This is a genomic window from Sphingomonas piscis (genome assembly GCF_011300455.1).
Lineage (GTDB): Bacteria > Pseudomonadota > Alphaproteobacteria > Sphingomonadales > Sphingomonadaceae > Sphingomicrobium > Sphingomicrobium piscis.
The window spans coordinates 556,453-572,369 of the sequence record NZ_CP049869.1 but is presented as its reverse complement, the minus strand read 5'-3'; the positions used below and the strand labels follow the sequence as shown (position 1 = coordinate 572,369).

The following is a 15,917-nucleotide window of genomic DNA, read 5'->3' as shown; positions in this document are numbered from 1 at the left end:
CATGCCGCACTACGGCGCGGCCGGTAGCGTACTGGACGCACGAAAGATCGAGAGTTCCCCGAGAACAATAGGCGACAATCCGACCGTTGCTCATTCCCGCTTTCTGGCAGCGGAAGGTCTTTCCCAAAGCAACGCTGGTCAGCATTTGCTGCGCTCGCAAAGCCGGTCCAGATGCGCAGATAGGCCGCCGGGCACATCCGGCGGGAAGGTCTGGCGCATCAATCCCTGCTAAGCGGACCCGATTGCCATCTCTACAACGCAACGAGTCCCCGTCTGTGATTGCGAGTACAGCGCAGGCGAATATGGGTCCAAGCATTCTGTTGTCTCACCGACGTTCGGTAACGAGAGGATACCAGGGGATGTATGCTTAACAAAGAGTTAGGGTTCTGCTGCGAGTAAGCCGTTTTCGGTAAGGGTCCAACATGGAAGTGCACCCGGGTCTCTCAGCGCAAGAGCGAGTCAAGTCGAGCGATCACTTTCATCAGGAGCTTGTCGCGCCATTTGACGGTCGAGCGCCTCACAATGAGGACCTAGAGGAGGCTTCTTCGCTGAACGTCGTGTTCACAATCAGCATCTTGTTGGCCCTGGCTGCGCTTTCTATCTTCATGCTGACTTTCTTCAACCAAGCGGCAAAATTGCTCCAAAGCTAAGCGGTACTCCGCCACCTAGCCCATCCCTCCATAGCCACCCGCATCCATGAGCGCCGAAATGTCCGCTTTGGGTCGAACTCGGACATCCGGCGAACGCCCTCTTAGGGTGGAAAGCGGAACTTCGCCTTTGCCGATGCAAATGCAACGTAGTTCAGTCAGCTGATAGGTTGAAGCTTGAAGGGGCGCTTCTGCACCAGCGAGACGTGCGCATGCACGGAACTTCGCCCGGCATGTGGGCCCGATGGCATATGCTCTTCGTTCGCTTTCCATGACCATCGCATTTGAGCGCCGAGGAACCGGCCGACCCTTGCTTCTAGTTCATGGCCTCGGCAGCACCCGTCACGGCTGGACGACACTCTTCTCGAAGTTAGAGGCGAGCCGCGAGCTTGTCCTCATCGATTTACCTGGCCACGGCGCTAGCCCGACTGAGGAGGATAGCCACACGTTTGAAGGCCTCGCCCGCAGTCTGTCAGAATGGCTTGTGTCGGAGAAGTTGGTAGGCGTGCCAATGGTCGGAAGCTCACTTGGCGCTCGACTGGTCCTGGAACTTGCTCGGCGAGGCTCTACAGGACCCGTAGTTGCGCTCGATCCTGGCGGGTTCTGGCAAGGGTGGGAACGAACTTGGGCTGGTAGTACCCTACTGGCCTCTACCAACCTGGTTCGTGCCATACGCCCAGCTATTCCGGTGTTGTCTCGCAACCCTGTGAGTAGAAGCGCACTTCTGGCGCAGCTCTCTGCCAAGCCTTGGGCTTTAGATGGTGACTTTGTTGCTGGCGAACTCATTGGTCTCGCGCGGACCCGTACCGCGAAAGGCTTGATCAGGGACCTGACTCGAGGTCCGGCACAAGGAGGTCCTGCTGCTTCGGGACCTATCACCATTGGCTGGGGCCGCCATGATCACCTCTGCATACCCGCTCAGGCCGAGCGGGCCTGCCGCGCCTTTCCTGGCTCTCGGATGGTCTGGTTCGAGCATAGTGGTCACTTCCCGATGTGGGATGAACCGAACGCCACGGCCGACCTAATCCTGGAGGCGACGTGATGATTAGCGCGAACTGGACCTCGGCCCTGGAATATAAACCGGCAAGCGGTTCGGAACTGATAGGCACTTTTGTCTAGCTAAGCCCCGCAACAGGAAGCCGTGCCTTTAGACCCTGAGCGCCTCGGGCAAGTAGATCTCTGATTACAGCAAATGTCCGCAATGGGTGGAAAGCGGACGTTAGGATGCCCGAAGCTAACCCAGCATAATGACTAGGAGGAAGTAAGCGCGTCCTATGCCGCTATGTCCAAGAAGCCACCCGAGACTGACGATGAGCGCCGCCGTCGTGTCGCTCGCATCGAACCTCAGATCGTTGAGCACTTGGCTGAACAAGCAGAGCTTCATCGCAAGCGCATTTTAGAGGCTAAACTAGGCTAAGGCGCGTGGCAGCGTAGATCGCACTCATTACATCTGTCTGAATGTAATCCGGCGGGTAAGTGCCACTCCAACAGCCTCCTTTAGGTCCCAAGACTGGAAAGGCTTATCTACGATCACAGCGTCAGGAACGGTTTGGACGATGTCACTTTTGTCCCCGGTGATAAAGACAACGGGTATTTGTCTGTTCTGACAGATGCTTCGGACCGCTCCCACCCCACTACCATCACTCAATCGACCATCCGCGGTGATCAGCTCTGGGCAGCGCTCCTCTGCAAGGGCAACTGCCTCCTCCTCTCGGTGAGCGACGTCAAACGACGTGTAGCCAAGCTCGCCAAGGCTTTCCTGGATCAGCTCGGAGATCAGGAAGTCATCTTCAATAATCAGAGCGTGCACAGCAATCCTCGCGTGCAACTCAGAGGGGTGCACGGCGAGGTGACTACGACAGCGTTATGGCAATGTTGAGTCCGCGGCGCGACTTTGTGAGATGTTCTCAGTAAGCTGGCTTAAAGCGCAGTTCGCGGTCTCGCTGAATGAAAACAGCTGGCGGAAACCCGCATTTACCCTGACGTCGATTGCCTGCGACCTTCTCGTTCAGCAATCAATCGGGCCAGGTCTTTCTCACCCTGCTCGGCCATCTGGAGCAAAATTTCGGTCGTCCTCGGATCATTGACGAACTTCGCCAGCTCACGGCATTTCGCAATTCGCTCGCGCATGTGGTCCAGTGGATCGTCGCTCATGCTCAGCTAACATGATCTATACCGTCGAGTTCCGGACGTGATGGGATTACTCCTGTTGTGTACCTTTCGGTCCCAGCCGATCGCTAACCGGATGCAAGCCAATGCAGAGGAGCAGAATGTCTGCTTTGGGTGGAAGGCGGACGCTCGGATAAGAAAACGCCGCCAGTTTGTCCACTGGCGGCGCTTGTTCTCAGAACAGAGCTAAGCAGTCGCGTACTTCAGCATCGTTTTGCGACGAGCAGAGCGAATTGAGAAGCCTACCGCTCCAAATCCTAAGAGCATCATTGCCCAAGTGGCAGGCTCAGGGACGGCAGCAACTGCAGCTGAAGAGCTGGCGCGAACGGTGCTGATGGTGAACGGGTTAGTGGTGTTGATGCGGTACGAAGCGGCAAAGTCCTGATAGAACAGGTTCACGTTTGTACCAGCCGCAGTCATAAAGCCGAGTCCGCTTCCATCAAGAAAGCTAGGGCCGGTCAGATAGTACAGGTTGTTTGCACCCGTGAGTGAACCCAGACCTGTGATAGCCGAACCGTTGAACGTACCGCTTATGCCAGTGATCGTCTGAGCAGTGTAGCCGCGGCTGTCAAATGTGATCCCGTCGGTCGTAAGTAAGCCGCTGCCGGCTCCTGGTGCTCCGAGCAAGGGAGTCGTGGTGCTGAAGTCGAAAGTGTAGGTCTGCGCTGCTGCTGCTGGAGCAGCACTGCAGAACGAGATTAAAGCCGCACTGGCGATGCGGGCACCGAACAATCTAATCATGCCGAGGACTCCTACCTAAGAACCCCCGGCTCTGCGCTCACCGAACACAGCTCGTTAAAAGCACGTTAACTAACAAGGTGATGCCTAGCCTTTAGCCCAGTGCGCTCACTTGTGGTCACGCGTGAAGAGAGGAGCAAACGCGGCCTCTACCGCCACCCTGACAGTCGCCGCTGTCGTACCTGTTTGCAAACTAAGCATGAGCTGTGCTCGATGCATCTTCACTGTCTTCTCGCTTATACCAAGCGAGAAAGCGATTTGCTTGTTAAGCAATCCTGCAAGCATTCCTTGAAGGACATCCCGCTGACGCGGGGTTAATGACGCGACCTGAGAGGCGGCCATTAGAGACTTGTGGCGCAGGACCGCGGTATGAAGACTACGTTCACTGCCAAAAGTAGGTTTGTCAGGTCTCCCGAAGTTAGGTGCCGATCGGGTTCGAAAGCGCAAACTCACAACCGCCATATTCCTCACCCGTCCTCTGAGACTCTGAGGAGTTACGTGAGCGCCTAGCGATCGGATGCACTCAATTAACGAATTTCCGCTTTGGGTGGTAAGCAGACATTCGCTGCCTCATCTCTCCTGGCGGCTGTCCTGAAGTAGCACAGTCTCATACTCGTCGCAGATCCATCGGAGAACTTACCCTAGGTGCAGCCGTGCAAAGGGGAAGACACGATGCACAAGGCACTATCGTTACGACTGAGGACCACCATTCTGACGTTAGCAGCAACGAGCGGCGCGTTGTTCGGCTCAGCGGCACATGCGCAGGTCTCAGCCAGCTTTCAAAACGGCGTTGGCGGCATTTCAGCTGGGGAGACGCTTTACGCTGATTTCAGCGCAGGCAGCATGGGCGGGGTATCTGGCAGCAACTGGATCATTCAGTCGGGCAGCAATGGGGCGGGCGCTGATCCCGCAGTGGGCGGCCAGGGTGATCCGTACCTCAGTGTACTTGGTGGCGGTACTGCAAACTTCCTGTTTGCCGGACTAAGCCAGCTCGGATTGGATTACGGTTCGGCGGACTGGTACAACAGTTTCGTACTTACGCTCTCGAATGGCGCAACGCGTACGTTCACAGGTCAGGACGTAATTAACAGTCCGCCCGCCAATGGAGATCAGGGTGCATCCCGCACCAATGGTCGTCTGACCTTCACGGCAGAAGCCGGAACGTCGATAACTGGTCTCGCTCTGTCGTCGTCTTCGAACTCCCTTGAGGTAGACAATTTCGGCGTAGTTGCCGCCGTGCCTGAACCGTCGACTTGGGCGATGATGCTTGTGGGATTTGGAGGCGTCGGCTTCTCCATGCGCCGTCGCAAAGTGACTTACAGGTTAGCTCAAGCTGCATAACCGCTCAGCTCACGCACTTTGAACTAGCGCCGTTGGTCTTCGGGCCAACGGCTTTCTTCTGACATGAACCCCTTACACTGCGTGCGGCCACGTGTCCGCAACGGTCGAAGTTGAGGTGGGTGTGAACCAACCCTCGAACATCGGCCTTGAACCTCTTCCAGCGTACAATCGCCATGCTGAGCTGTAGAAATATTGACCACGTCTGGTCATTGAGGAACTCGCAACATAGATGATCCCCGCTAGAACTAACCGGAGTTCGTCGTCTCTTCATCGTAGGAAGCATTAGGTGGCGCATTGGCTAATGCTCCGAGACGAAATGAGAAAAGCAGGATCACCTATATGCGACCAACCAGGGTTATAGTTCACTCTCCAGCGCTGCTTACAAGAGCTGATGGGACCGAACATAAGGTGACTATCACCGACGTCTCAGCGCAAGGCTTCAGTCTGGAGGGGCAGGAAGGGTTGGAAGTTGGTGAGCAAATCTATTTGAAGGTCGGGAAGGAAGAGGCGATCCCCGCTGAGGTTCGCTGGGTCGCAGACTCTCAGGCCGGCGGAGTGCTTCTCGGCGACGCTGAGTACAGCGTGATCTGAGAACAGATAAGTTTCAGCTTCGGCACTCAGCAGCGCACATCGTACTTGTAGATCGGCTGTCCGTACTGATCCACGTAGTAGCAGTCGCCGCGGGTGTCTTTGTAGTACCGCCTGCCGTCGACCACCGCCCCTAGACTTCCACCGAGGATGGCACCACCGGCTTCACTCTCTTGTGCCCGATCATCCCGGGGACGATGACAATCTACACTGCGGTCGTAGACCACACCGCCGTTATCATCGAGGGTGAAGCACCTACCAGCACCATCAACGTACCAATTACGCCCGCTGATCGTACGACCCCTGCTGACTTCGCTACCTTGAGCTAAAGCGGGAGCGGTCAGAACCGTCGCAATGACAAGAGTGAACAACCGGTTGCTCATTTGAACCTCCTGCGATCGCAACCCACGGTGCGGGCCTCGTAATTCAATGTGCGACTTTGCCGGCGCGCACGAGCGGAAATTAGAACTGCACCTTCGGGCCGCAGTAGCGGTAGGCTGTCCCGTTCATTCGGAAGTTGCTGGGGCTGCTGATGTTAAGGACAGTAGGTCCACCTTCGATGATCTCACCACTCTGCAGGTCCTTGCATTCATCGTATAACGTGAATGCTGTGCCTTTGCGCGTAAGCTTCTTGATGGTGCATGTGGCCTGAGCAACACCAATCGCACTCTTCCCACCCCAATAGTTCACGATCTCGGCGTTCGACGCTTCACGGCAGGCGACACTGACGGGAACATAGATTCCCTTTTTCAGGGGAAGCATGTCGGCCGCGATCGCGGTCGATGACATTGCTGCTGCGCAAGCAAAATAGAACGAGCGCTTCATGACCGCACTCCTTTCCGAACACGGCTATCAGCACGTGCCAATTTGGGGCGGTTTGAAAGGGGATCTAACGAGCCGCCCCAAAGGAGATCGTGACAGATCCGGACTGTCAAAGCAAACTGCTGTTAATCGAATCGAATTAACGGTTGGAAGGGCACTCACATGCGCGAGACACTGGTACGGTTAGTGCGTCAGGATGGGTCGGCCTGTGACGTGCCGGTGAGCAGCTATTCGCTCAAACGGTGCGAGATCCCTCACGAACTCCCGGTTGGCGAGGCGATCTCCGTGGAATTTACCGATCTTGCCTTGTTGTTGGGCAACGTAGTCTCAACCGCTGCAGGTCGATCGGAAGTGCGCTTCGTGGGCGCATTTCAACACTGACCGCCAGCGAAACCGCCTCCACTGTAGATGGTCCAGAGGACGAGGGGCGGCAACAGCCCCTACCGACAAGCATGCTTGGCTCGAAAGTCCGCGATGGGTCTAAAGCAGACCTTCAGCGAACGCCGGAATTAGATGGCAAGCGGACATCAGCTATTCTCAAATGATTATCTTAAGACCGGTCAGTCGAACCACCTGTTTACCCGAACAAACGGGAGCGGCGATCAAACGCATCCACCGCACTTCTCCTACAGCTGCGCGGATCTTGGCATCTAGGGTGAAGCCTCGCCGGTGTTTGATGGCGTAGGCTCGAAGCCGCTCCATCGTTGCTCTCGAGCCCTCTTCGTAAAACGCAACTGCCTCTGCGCGCGAGATGCGAGCGTCCCTTGGCAAGCCGAAAATGTCAAAAACTCCACCCGACCAAATTAGCGAGTCATCGGCTAAGTCACATTCCCAGCAACCCGCGTGGTGCATGCTCAGCTCACCGACACTCTCCGGGGCTATCAAGTCAGTGACCACTGAGCTCAGAATGCTTCCAAGTTCGAACTGACGAGCCTGCTCCGTCAATGGCCAGCTATGACGCAGCGGCTCGTTGTTCGTGGGCGGTTCGGCTGCTAGATGAGAGACACGGCGCGATGGAATTGAGCCTGTGACCCGAACGGCTGCTTTTTGCTGTTCAACCGGAGGAGGCGAGTTCAACCAACTTCTCGGAAGTATTCTCGAAGGCTGCTGCTCGTGTCTGGTGCGAGCTCCACGAAAGAACGGCGGGCATCCAGGGGATCGTCTCGCCGGACAAGCAGCCTCTGTTGCACCATGTTGTTTAACCACCTCAGGGCCGTCGTCGCTGGTACTCCGGCGGACGCACACAGTCTGCTGACCGTCATACGGCGATCAATGAGCTCAGCGAGCAGAAGCTCCAGCATCATGTCCCATGCCGGGTCGGCGAAAAGATTCTTGTGAAAATAGCGGACCCGCAGGCGTCGCGCTTTCAAGGCCGCTGCGACTGCATCAACAGAGACTTGCGGCGCAGGCGAAGCAATGGAACGCTCTCCAGACCCCTTCAAGTTGTCACAAGAGAGGCGGCCCAGTCTCTCGGCAATGCGGTTTACGTCATCCTTGAGGTTGATGAGTTGCTCGGCGACTGGCTTCTTAGATTCATCAGTCACGAGACCCTCTTTCTGCAAAGTCGAGCTCGACGAGCTTACACCATTTCAAATCGAAACCAATCCGGATCGCGTTGGAGGAACGTCCGTTCTGGACGGTCTCGTTTTGAGGCAAGTGCCGCCCGCTTATTGATGAATTGCAATCGGTTAGCGAAACTGGCGCTGGAAAGGATGGATTGTGCCAGGGCAAACACCTGAGAACGTCGAAGAGGAAGCAGCTGTTCGTCGTGCTGTCGCATTGATCGGCCAGGCGATGGAATTGCTCGACTCTGTCGAGTGCAGGAGTACGGGCGCTGCTTTGCTCGATCACGCGATGCACGCATTGATCGCTGACTATCCGGGCAGCAGCGATGGTTCTCGCGATCTGAACTGAGAATAGCTTTTGGGCGGAACACCTGCATTCTAGCGAATGTCTGCACAGGGTGGAAAGCGGACGTTCCCATGGGACCCCTGCCTAATCAGATAACGGCAATTTAGGCATATTCAATTGAGCTCGCATTTAAGCTGCATGGCTGAAAGCACCTGAGCAGGTGAATAACCTGACTTTGATCAGCAGCGGTGCTTTCGGGGCAAGGCAACTGTTGAATATGCTGCGACAGTGGAAAGCTACTTACTTACACGAGTCGTCCGACCATTTCGCTGCGCCGAGTTCCCGATCAAACAGTGCTAACTCTTCAGGCTTCAGGTTTGCACGCAGTTGTCTCAGCGCGGCGTAAGCGTGTTCGTCGAGCTCGCTCAGAGCTGCTTCGCTCGCAACGTCGTGCTCTTGTGAGTCAAAGCCTTCCCGCAGCGACGCCCCGATTCGAAGCTCCATCCGACTGACGTCGTCATCATCAATGAGCGGCCTAAGCAGAAGCGGCGAAAATCGGAATTTTGGCCATGCACCATGCGGGAAGTTTCTTACAATTGCGGTGCGGATGCACTTGAAGGCATCCAGTTCGCCCCCCGGAGGCCACGATTCAGTCGGTATGTTGCAGCTACGGCAGGCCTGGAAACTGTTTCATTCCGGTTTTCTGAAGTCAGTTTAGGCAGGCCAAGGCGGGAACAGAAGTGTTGAACAATGTCACCATCAGGAAAATCGCTCTTGTCGTATCTCCAAAGTTGTACATTTTCTCGTCCAAAAATTTTATCGAATATCCAGTACGATCGGTATGGCAGGCGACCTAGGTTGAAGCCAGCGGCGGGATAAGCCCTTATACTTGTCCAGAATGCAGCTGACATCAAAGATATCGGTTCTCTTACATAGCCAACGACAACCACGTCATCGAAAAGCTCGCGTGCGAAGCTCGCAAACTTTCGCAAGTCTATTTTCGCGATACCTTCGCTCGAGAGAATGACTGTGTTGGTTTTTGCGGCAGCCAGTCTGATTTGATGAACCGGATCTGCAACTACATCAAGATTCCGGCCTTTTTGGATAGGCCTATTTGTAAGCTGCTCTGAACTCTTCGGGAAAAGCTGCATCAGGGCGTCGCGGTGGAGGGGCTTTAAAGGCTTCCCGCCTAAGTGCGGCAAGACGAAGCCGTTTCCATTATTGGCGGCCAAGCTTCTCTGTATCGCGGTGGAGCCAGTTTTCTGCATTCCAATGTGCAAAACTAGCTTCGTCATTGCGGTTGCGTCCTAGCTTCGATCAATTGCCGCCTGGTAGCCAGGTCACTACCTACAAGTGCTGGTGCCCTGACTGGAAGACGGCAAACAGCATTTAACTGTACGATGAGGAGAGCAGTATTGCCGCAAACTCAAGTGCATCAGGCAGCTCGTTGAGCCCGTCAAGGTAGAATAACGGTCGCATCAAAGCCAATCGAATGGTGGAGGTTAATGGATCTGCAAGTGTCTGCCATGGGTCGTAAGCGGAAGTTCCGCTTGTAAGGGGAAAGGCAGGAAAGCGGAGCATCCATTCAGTCGAAAGATCGTGCCTCCACCACGGCAAAGCGTGTCCGCCCTGCGGCGAATCGTTCTTGAAACGTTCCATGAACAATGCTACATCAGCTTTGGGTCATTGCGCCTGCTGGGCGCGAGGGAGGGGCAGTGCGGCAGACAATCTCGGTGGAGTATCAAAACGTAGAACGGCTGAAGCCGTACGACCAGAATGCCAGAACGCATTCAAAGAAGCAGGTTCGGCAAATTGCCGACAGCATCACCAAATTTGGCTTTACCAATCCTATCCTCACCGCAGCTGATGGATCGGTAATTGCCGGGCATGGGCGCCTGGCAGCCGCGAAGCTCCTGGGCATCGCCGAAGTGCCGACGGTTCAGCTCTCCCATCTCACCGAAACAGAGCGGCGCGCATATGTGCTCGCCGACAATAAGCTGGCGCTGAACGCGGGGTGGGATCGCGACATTCTGGCAATCGAGCTTCAGGCGCTTGTTGATCTCGAGTTTGACGTGGAGGTCACTGGCTTCTCGCTGGCCGAGATTGATCTCGTTTTGGATGCTGCGTCAGAGAGCTCACCTGTCAGCGCCGACGAGGCTGAAGATGAAATCCCGCCATTGAGATCAGCAGCCGTGACTCGACGGTCCGACATCTGGATACTCGGGCGTCACAAACTCCTGTGTGGTGACTCCCGTGAGGACAAAGACTTTGAAGTTCTGCTCGGCGGCGACAAGGCTGACCTCATCTTCACTGATCCGCCTTACAACGTGAAGATCGACGGACACGTCTGTGGACTCGGCAAGGTGCAGCACCGCGAGCGGTGCTGGCAGTCTCGCTCGGATGATTCATCGTTTCTCTGATTGCCTGACCATGCTCGACGAAATAGCTGCGTAAACATCGACTCGGTTGCCTGAGGTGTTCCCATTGCGGAGTTCGTCTGAAAAGCTTCGAGAAATGGCGCGGGTAAGCGAGATGCTTGCCGCAACGATGCAGACCGATGTTAGCAGGGCGTTGCTGGAGCTTGCCACGCTTTGTCGTTGCAAGGCAGCAGCGTACGACCGACTGAAGGATCAATAAGCGGGCCGTCACTTCCGACTAACAATTGAGTCGCCCAACTGACATGGAAGTGAACTCGGCCTGTAACCGCCAAAACCTACCCCAGCCCGATAATTGGAAAGCTGGGGGTTCAAATGAAGTCGGTACGTGCTGTTGCGCTTTGCGGCGCTTACTCTTTCGCATTGGCTGCCGGCTGGTCGAGTCAGGCTCTGGCGCAGCAGTCGCCGACCCCTCCTGCCAAGGAGGGAAGCCTCGCTACTGACAGCAACACCACCGAAGACATTGCTCTAGATGAGATCGTTGTCACTGGCAGCCGGCCGATCGCGGAGTCGGAAGCGGCCGCGTTGAACGTTCAACGCAAATCGGACTCTATCGTCGCGGTCGCCGCGTCTGATGCCGTCGGCCGCTTGCCCGACCAGAACATCGCCCAGGCCGCCAGCCGCTTGCCGGGTGTCGCCGTTGAACGCGACCAGGGCCAAGCCCGCTACATCAGCCTTCGCGGCGCGCCCAACTATTGGACCACCCTCTCGTTCGACGGACTAAACGTGGTCAGCCCCGAGGGCCGCGATGCCCGCTTCGATTCCATTCCGTCCGCGATCGCCAAGCAGATCATCGTCTCCAAGGCGGTGACTCCGGACATGCCGGGCGAGACCATCGCGGGCAACGTCAACATCGTGACCCGCTCGGCCTTCGATTTCCGTGGGCTGCACTTCGCCGGTAAGGTAGGTGCAGGCATCGCCGAATATGGCAACCGCAAGTCCTACGAAGTGTCGGGCGTGCTCTCCGACCGCTGGAAGGTAGGCGCGGGCGAGATCGGCGCCCTGCTTTCCGCATCTTACTATCAGCGCGGCATGATCACCGACAATTTCGAGAATGATTATGAGCAGGTCAGCGCCGACCGCGGCCCAGGTTATGAAACCCGCTTCTGGGCGCATGAAACGGAGAACAAGCTCTACCGTTTGACCCGCAAGAACTACTCCTTCTCTGGCCGCCTCGATTATCGCCCCGCCGACGGGCACGAAATCTCGCTGCGGTCGATCTATACCATCTTCACCGATGACGAAGCGCGCGACAATTATCGCTTCGACCTCGACGATCGCCAGGGCGACCTGGTTGCCAACACGGCCGATTGCACTCCGACGGTGAACACCACGCCGACCACCAGCGGCTATGCCGATGTCTGCATTGGCAACACGCCCTTTCAGGGCACGGTCTACGGCATCGACATTCGCCAGCGTTCAACGCTGCGCGCGTTTCGCCAGTCGATCTTCACCAACAGCCTGGAAGGCAATCACGATTTCGGCGGTGGGTGGCACTGGAACTGGCTCGGCAATTTCACCCGCTCCAAGGACGATCGTTCGGTCGTCGGTGAGGCGAGCTGGGACAGCCCCAGCTCGCGCAACCTTCGCCCGACCGTCCGCTACGACTTCAGTGATCCGGACCGTAGCGACCTCACCATCTTCCGCACCATCCAGCTGTCCAGTCCGACGCGCTACACCGCGGGCGATCAGGTGACCGACATCGACAGCTTCACCAAGCCGCTGAGCTCGCTGACCCTGCTCGACGCGGTCGATACGACGGACGCCTACACGGCCCGGACCTCGATCGCGAAAGACCTGCCTCTGATGGGCGGAGAGGCGACCATCAAGGCTGGCTTTCAGTTCGATCAGCGCACCAAGACGGTGGATGAGAACCAGCTGGTCCTGAACACCGCCGCCCAATTTGCCGCGGCCGGCATCTCGACGAATTATACCGACTTCTCGCTCGACCGCGATTTCCTCGGTGAAATCCCGCTTGGCTACACCTTTCATTATTTTGACCAAGACGCCATGCGCGATGCGGCAGATGCCGCCAAGAAGGTCGGCACCTTCCTGCCCGCCACTGGCAACATCTACGACGTGCGCGAACGTGTCTATGCGGCTTACCTGATGGCGACCCTGCGCTACGGATGGGGCTCCGTAGTCGGCGGCGCCCGTTTCGAGCGGGTGGAGAACCGCGGGATCGCCGAGGCGACTGTCGCCGGTGTGACCGGACAAGTGACGGCCAAGAGCGACAACTCGCTGGTCTTCCCAAGCCTGCACTTCAACTACAATCTCGACGACACCAAGAAGCTGCGCTTGTCGTTCAACAGCGGTGCCGCGCGTGCCGATTATGACCAGCTTCGTCCCAACGTCGTCGTCAACGACACCAACGAGACGATCTCCGGCGGTAACCCTGGCGTGAAGCCGGAGCGCGCCTATGGCGTGGACGCCTACGTCGAATGGTATCTGCGTCCGCAGGGTTATTTGATGGCCGGCGTTTTCTACAAGAAGGTCAAGGACGTGCTTTACACGCAGCGGCGGCCGTTCGGCTCCAGCGCGCTGGACAGCAACGGAGTCGATCGCTCCGGGTTTGTGTTCAGCGGCATTACGAACGGCGGTGACGGGCGCATCTTCGGTGCGGAAGTGGCGGCCCAGCTCCAGCTTGATCCTTGGACCGAATCGCTGGGCGTACCAGCCTGGCTCGGCGGCTTCGGTGTCAGCGGAAATGTGACCTTCAACGACAGCAAGGTCACCAAACCGGCGATCGGTGCCATCCCGAACCGCAAGGTGCGGCTGCCCGGCACCTCCGACCTCGTCTACAATATCGGCAGCTATTACGAGAAGTACGGCCTCTCGCTCCGCCTCAACTATCAGTTTCGCAGCAAGTGGCTCGATGGCATCGCGGACGATCTTGCCGCCGCCGGTGACACGTATTGGTACGACGATGACGAACTGGACTTCTCGGCGCGCTACGCGATCAACCGCAATGTCGAAGTCTATGTCGACGGATCGAACCTGCTGAACAAACCGGGCCGCCGCTTCTCCGATCCAGGCAGCCTTCTGCGCGCCACCGGCATCAACTCGCCCAATCGCGAGGATTATACGATCGAGTGGGAGCGGTTTGGCCGCCGCTACACCGCCGGCGTGCGGGTGAACTTTTGATGAAAGGCAGGGGAGCCGCTGGACTTGCGGCGCTTCTGACAAGCGGCTGTGCGGCGGCTGTGGCGCAAGCCCCGCCGTCGCCAGTTGCTACCTTCAACGTCATGGCCCGTGGCGAGACAGTGCCGGTTGGAACTGCCAACGCCGATGCGGCGGACGATCCCGCCATCTGGCGCAACCGCCGCAATCCGTCGGCCAGCTTGATCGTGGGCACCGACAAGAAAGCGGGGCTCTACGTTTACGGGCTCGACGGCAAGGTGCGCGACTTCAACCCGTCGGGACGGCTCAACAATGTCGACCTTCTGGATCTCGGGCGGCAGGGTATCCTGGTGGCCGCGAGCGACCGCAACGACCCCGCCGCCGCCAAGCTGCGGCTGTTCCGGCTGGATGGCGCCACCGGCAAGCTGACGGCGCTCGGCTTCGTCGATGGCGGGATGGGTGAAGGCTACGGCATCTGCCTCTGGCGCGAGGCAGGCCAAGTTCATGCCTTTTCCGTCCTGAAGGAGGGCCGCATTCACCAGATGCGGATCGATCTTGCCAATGGAGCCCCTCGAAGCACGATCGTCCGCACCCTCAAAGTCGCGAGCCAGCCCGAAGGCTGCGTCGTCGATCCCCGTTCCCGCACCCTGTTCGTCGGAGAGGAAGATGTCGGCATTTGGCGCTTCGACGCGCGAGCATCCGCGCCGACAACCGGGCAACTTATTGCGCGGGCTGACAACCAGCAGCTGATTGCCGATGTCGAAGGTCTGGCGCTTGCTCCTGAAGGGCGCAGCGGCGGCTATCTGATCGCATCCAGCCAAGGTGACAATGCTTACGCCTTGTTCCGCCTGCCCGACCTAAAGCCTGCGGGCCGTTTTCAGGTCGCACCTGGGGCGTTGGGCGCGACGGAAGAAACCGATGGCATCGCCTTTCATCCGGGCAACTTCGGACCCGCATACCCGCTCGGGCTGCTGGTCGTGCAGGATGGAGTGAACGCGCCTCGAGGCCAGAACTTCAAGCTAGTAAGCTGGCGGGATGTGCTCGCCACGCTTTCGAGCCCGGCAACTACCCGTCAGCAGTCGACTCAGCCGCCCCGTGCGAAAAACGTTATTGTCTTTCTTGCGGATGCTGGAGGTGTGTCGGTCCTGAATGGGGCCAGCCTGCTTGCTTATGGCGCACCCCTCAAACTTCATGTTCAGCAGTGGCCTAATCTTGGACTTAGCGAGACATCGCCTGTTGACGAATTTGTGTCTGACTCCGCCAATGGCATGTCGGCCATCATGACTGGTACTAAGACGCGAAACGGGGTGATCAGCCAAGGTCCCGATGCCGTTCGCGGCCAGCGGAATGGTACGCCTCGCAAAACGTTACTCGAGTATGCGGAGGAACGAGGCTTGGTGACGGGGGTCATCAGCAGTCAGTCGATCGCGGATGCAACACCAGCCGCCACCTATGCTCACGCAAACGATCGTTCGAAGTGGGGCGAGATCTTTCCTCAGGCACTTGCACCTAGGTTCGGCGACGGGGTGGATGTGCTGTTTGGCGCCGGCCGCCAGAAGATCAGCGATCAGCTTCCGCATGGCACCACGCTAGAGTCGCTCGGCAAAGCGCATGATCGCCCGATATATTCTTCTCTGGAGGAAGTCCCTGCCAAGCAGCGCCGCCCGGTGGTCGTAGGCGACAGCATGGACGTGCACGCAGCCACCTTGCGAGCGTTAGACATCCTGCAGACATCTCCTCAGGGCTACTTTCTAGTGGTGGAGTGGGACGCGCACACTGACGACCCTTTCAAAGGCCTGCAGAACGTGGCCCGCTTCGATCAGCTAATCGCAGAGGTGGAACGTCGAGTGGATCTCCGTGATACTCTGCTGTTGTTCACTGCCGATCATTCGTTCGGCTTTCAGGTCGACGGCGGAAAGCGCGGCGAAGCCCTTCTGTCTGGCTACGACGCGTGGAAAGCAGCTGCTAGTAAGGCGCCGGTCGCTCGCCTCAAGAACGTGCTTGTCAACGACAGTCACACAGCAGAGGAGGTGCCCGTTCTTGCTACTGGAGCCGGTGCTGAGAAGGTAGGCGGCTACTTTCCAAACACTCGCTTGTTCGAAATTCTACTGGGCGCCTGGGGGTGGCCGCGAGCGAATAGCCTCGTCTCTGAAGCGCTCGACAAGCCTTAGGCTTTGTCGGAGCACTGAGGCTTCGTTGATATGCG

At 57.6% G+C, this 15,917-nt stretch carries 16 protein-coding genes; 7 read left to right on the top strand and 9 right to left on the bottom strand.

Annotated features, from left to right (window positions below; all coding sequences use genetic code 11):
* Window positions 1-891 precede the first annotated feature (891 nt).
* Entirely contained in the window at window positions 892-1,689 is a 798-nt protein-coding gene (locus tag G7077_RS02965) for an alpha/beta fold hydrolase (protein WP_343040008.1), read from the top strand.
* 192 nt (window positions 1,690-1,881) lie between these two features.
* Here G7077_RS02965 and G7077_RS02960 read toward each other — a convergent pair whose 3' ends face one another.
* From G7077_RS02960 to G7077_RS14460, 5 genes are all read right to left on the bottom strand, one after another.
* On the bottom strand, window positions 1,882-2,031 hold the full coding sequence (locus G7077_RS02960) for a hypothetical protein (protein WP_166410419.1): 150 nt from the start codon (window positions 2,029-2,031) through the stop codon (window positions 1,882-1,884).
* A 60-nt stretch (window positions 2,032-2,091) separates the two neighbouring features.
* The gene (locus G7077_RS02955) at window positions 2,092-2,457 is read right to left on the bottom strand and encodes a response regulator (protein ID WP_206367678.1); all 366 of its coding nucleotides are present in this window, start codon (window positions 2,455-2,457) and stop codon (window positions 2,092-2,094) included.
* Window positions 2,458-2,621: 164 nt separating this feature from the next.
* Window positions 2,622-2,801, bottom strand: a complete 180-nt coding sequence (locus G7077_RS02950) for a hypothetical protein (RefSeq protein WP_166410417.1) — start codon at window positions 2,799-2,801, stop codon at window positions 2,622-2,624.
* Window positions 2,802-3,002: 201 nt separating this feature from the next.
* Window positions 3,003-3,557, bottom strand: a complete 555-nt coding sequence (locus tag G7077_RS02945; protein WP_166410416.1) for a PEPxxWA-CTERM sorting domain-containing protein — start codon at window positions 3,555-3,557, stop codon at window positions 3,003-3,005.
* A 105-nt stretch (window positions 3,558-3,662) separates the two neighbouring features.
* Window positions 3,663-3,839, bottom strand: coding sequence for a LuxR C-terminal-related transcriptional regulator (locus G7077_RS14460; RefSeq protein WP_425505312.1), 177 nt, complete (start codon window positions 3,837-3,839; stop codon window positions 3,663-3,665).
* 387 nt (window positions 3,840-4,226) lie between these two features.
* On the opposite strand from G7077_RS14460, the gene G7077_RS02935 reads away from it, so the two are divergent.
* Both G7077_RS02935 and G7077_RS02930 read left to right on the top strand, forming a co-directional pair.
* Entirely contained in the window at window positions 4,227-4,895 is a 669-nt protein-coding gene (locus tag G7077_RS02935) for a PEPxxWA-CTERM sorting domain-containing protein (protein ID WP_246167334.1), read from the top strand.
* 408 nt (window positions 4,896-5,303) lie between these two features.
* Window positions 5,304-5,486, top strand: a complete 183-nt coding sequence (locus G7077_RS02930) for a hypothetical protein (protein WP_343040007.1) — start codon at window positions 5,304-5,306, stop codon at window positions 5,484-5,486.
* A 26-nt stretch (window positions 5,487-5,512) separates the two neighbouring features.
* On the opposite strand, the gene G7077_RS02925 is transcribed toward G7077_RS02930, so the two are convergent.
* The 3 genes from G7077_RS02925 to G7077_RS02915 form a co-directional block, all read right to left on the bottom strand.
* Window positions 5,513-5,866 carry a hypothetical protein gene (locus G7077_RS02925; protein ID WP_166410413.1) on the bottom strand — a complete coding sequence of 118 codons (354 nt, stop codon included), beginning with the start codon at window positions 5,864-5,866 and terminating at the stop codon, window positions 5,513-5,515.
* A 79-nt stretch (window positions 5,867-5,945) separates the two neighbouring features.
* Entirely contained in the window at window positions 5,946-6,308 is a 363-nt protein-coding gene (locus G7077_RS02920; protein ID WP_166410412.1) for a hypothetical protein, read from the bottom strand.
* Window positions 6,309-7,378: 1,070 nt separating this feature from the next.
* Window positions 7,379-7,849 carry a MarR family transcriptional regulator gene (locus G7077_RS02915; protein ID WP_166410411.1) on the bottom strand — a complete coding sequence of 157 codons (471 nt, stop codon included), beginning with the start codon at window positions 7,847-7,849 and terminating at the stop codon, window positions 7,379-7,381.
* A gap of 175 nt (window positions 7,850-8,024) precedes the next feature.
* Here G7077_RS02915 and G7077_RS13870 point away from each other — a divergent pair, with 175 nt between their 5' ends.
* Window positions 8,025-8,219: a hypothetical protein gene (locus G7077_RS13870; RefSeq protein ID WP_206367676.1), complete on the top strand. Its 195-nt coding sequence runs from the start codon at window positions 8,025-8,027 to the stop codon at window positions 8,217-8,219.
* Between the two features lie 527 nt (window positions 8,220-8,746).
* On the opposite strand, the gene G7077_RS02910 is transcribed toward G7077_RS13870, so the two are convergent.
* Complete coding sequence (locus G7077_RS02910; RefSeq protein WP_166410410.1) at window positions 8,747-9,451, bottom strand: hypothetical protein; 705 nt, start codon at window positions 9,449-9,451, stop codon at window positions 8,747-8,749.
* Window positions 9,452-9,871: 420 nt separating this feature from the next.
* Between G7077_RS02910 and G7077_RS02905 the strand changes: the two genes are divergently transcribed.
* The 3 genes from G7077_RS02905 to G7077_RS14375 all read left to right on the top strand — a co-directional run bounded on the left by G7077_RS02905 (window position 9,872) and on the right by G7077_RS14375 (window position 15,882).
* Window positions 9,872-10,576 carry a ParB/Srx family N-terminal domain-containing protein gene (locus tag G7077_RS02905; RefSeq protein WP_206367675.1) on the top strand — a complete coding sequence of 235 codons (705 nt, stop codon included), beginning with the start codon at window positions 9,872-9,874 and terminating at the stop codon, window positions 10,574-10,576.
* Window positions 10,577-10,906: 330 nt separating this feature from the next.
* Window positions 10,907-13,735, top strand: coding sequence for a TonB-dependent receptor (locus G7077_RS02900; protein WP_166410408.1), 2,829 nt, complete (start codon window positions 10,907-10,909; stop codon window positions 13,733-13,735).
* Complete coding sequence (locus tag G7077_RS14375) at window positions 13,735-15,882, top strand: phytase (protein ID WP_206367674.1); 2,148 nt, start codon at window positions 13,735-13,737, stop codon at window positions 15,880-15,882. The genes G7077_RS02900 and G7077_RS14375 overlap by 1 nt, the downstream gene beginning before the upstream one ends.
* Window positions 15,883-15,917 lie beyond the last annotated feature (35 nt).

Excerpts from the sequence above, each read along its gene's own strand:
- G7077_RS02965 (WP_343040008.1), top strand. The coding sequence starts at position 892 with ATGGCATATGCTCTTCGTTCGCTTTCCATGACCATCGCATTTGAGCGC.
- G7077_RS02960 (WP_166410419.1), bottom strand. The coding sequence starts at position 2,031 with ATGAAGCTCTGCTTGTTCAGCCAAGTGCTCAACGATCTGAGGTTCGAT.
- G7077_RS02950 (WP_166410417.1), bottom strand. The coding sequence starts at position 2,801 with ATGAGCGACGATCCACTGGACCACATGCGCGAGCGAATTGCGAAATGC.
- G7077_RS02945 (WP_166410416.1), bottom strand. The coding sequence starts at position 3,557 with ATGATTAGATTGTTCGGTGCCCGCATCGCCAGTGCGGCTTTAATCTCG.
- G7077_RS14460 (WP_425505312.1), bottom strand. The coding sequence starts at position 3,839 with ATGCTTGCAGGATTGCTTAACAAGCAAATCGCTTTCTCGCTTGGTATA.
- G7077_RS02935 (WP_246167334.1), top strand. The coding sequence starts at position 4,227 with ATGCACAAGGCACTATCGTTACGACTGAGGACCACCATTCTGACGTTA.
- G7077_RS02925 (WP_166410413.1), bottom strand. The coding sequence starts at position 5,866 with ATGAGCAACCGGTTGTTCACTCTTGTCATTGCGACGGTTCTGACCGCT.
- G7077_RS02920 (WP_166410412.1), bottom strand. The coding sequence starts at position 6,308 with ATGAAGCGCTCGTTCTATTTTGCTTGCGCAGCAGCAATGTCATCGACC.
- G7077_RS02910 (WP_166410410.1), bottom strand. The coding sequence starts at position 9,451 with ATGACGAAGCTAGTTTTGCACATTGGAATGCAGAAAACTGGCTCCACC.
- G7077_RS02900 (WP_166410408.1), top strand. The coding sequence starts at position 10,907 with ATGAAGTCGGTACGTGCTGTTGCGCTTTGCGGCGCTTACTCTTTCGCA.
- G7077_RS14375 (WP_206367674.1), top strand. The coding sequence starts at position 13,735 with ATGAAAGGCAGGGGAGCCGCTGGACTTGCGGCGCTTCTGACAAGCGGC.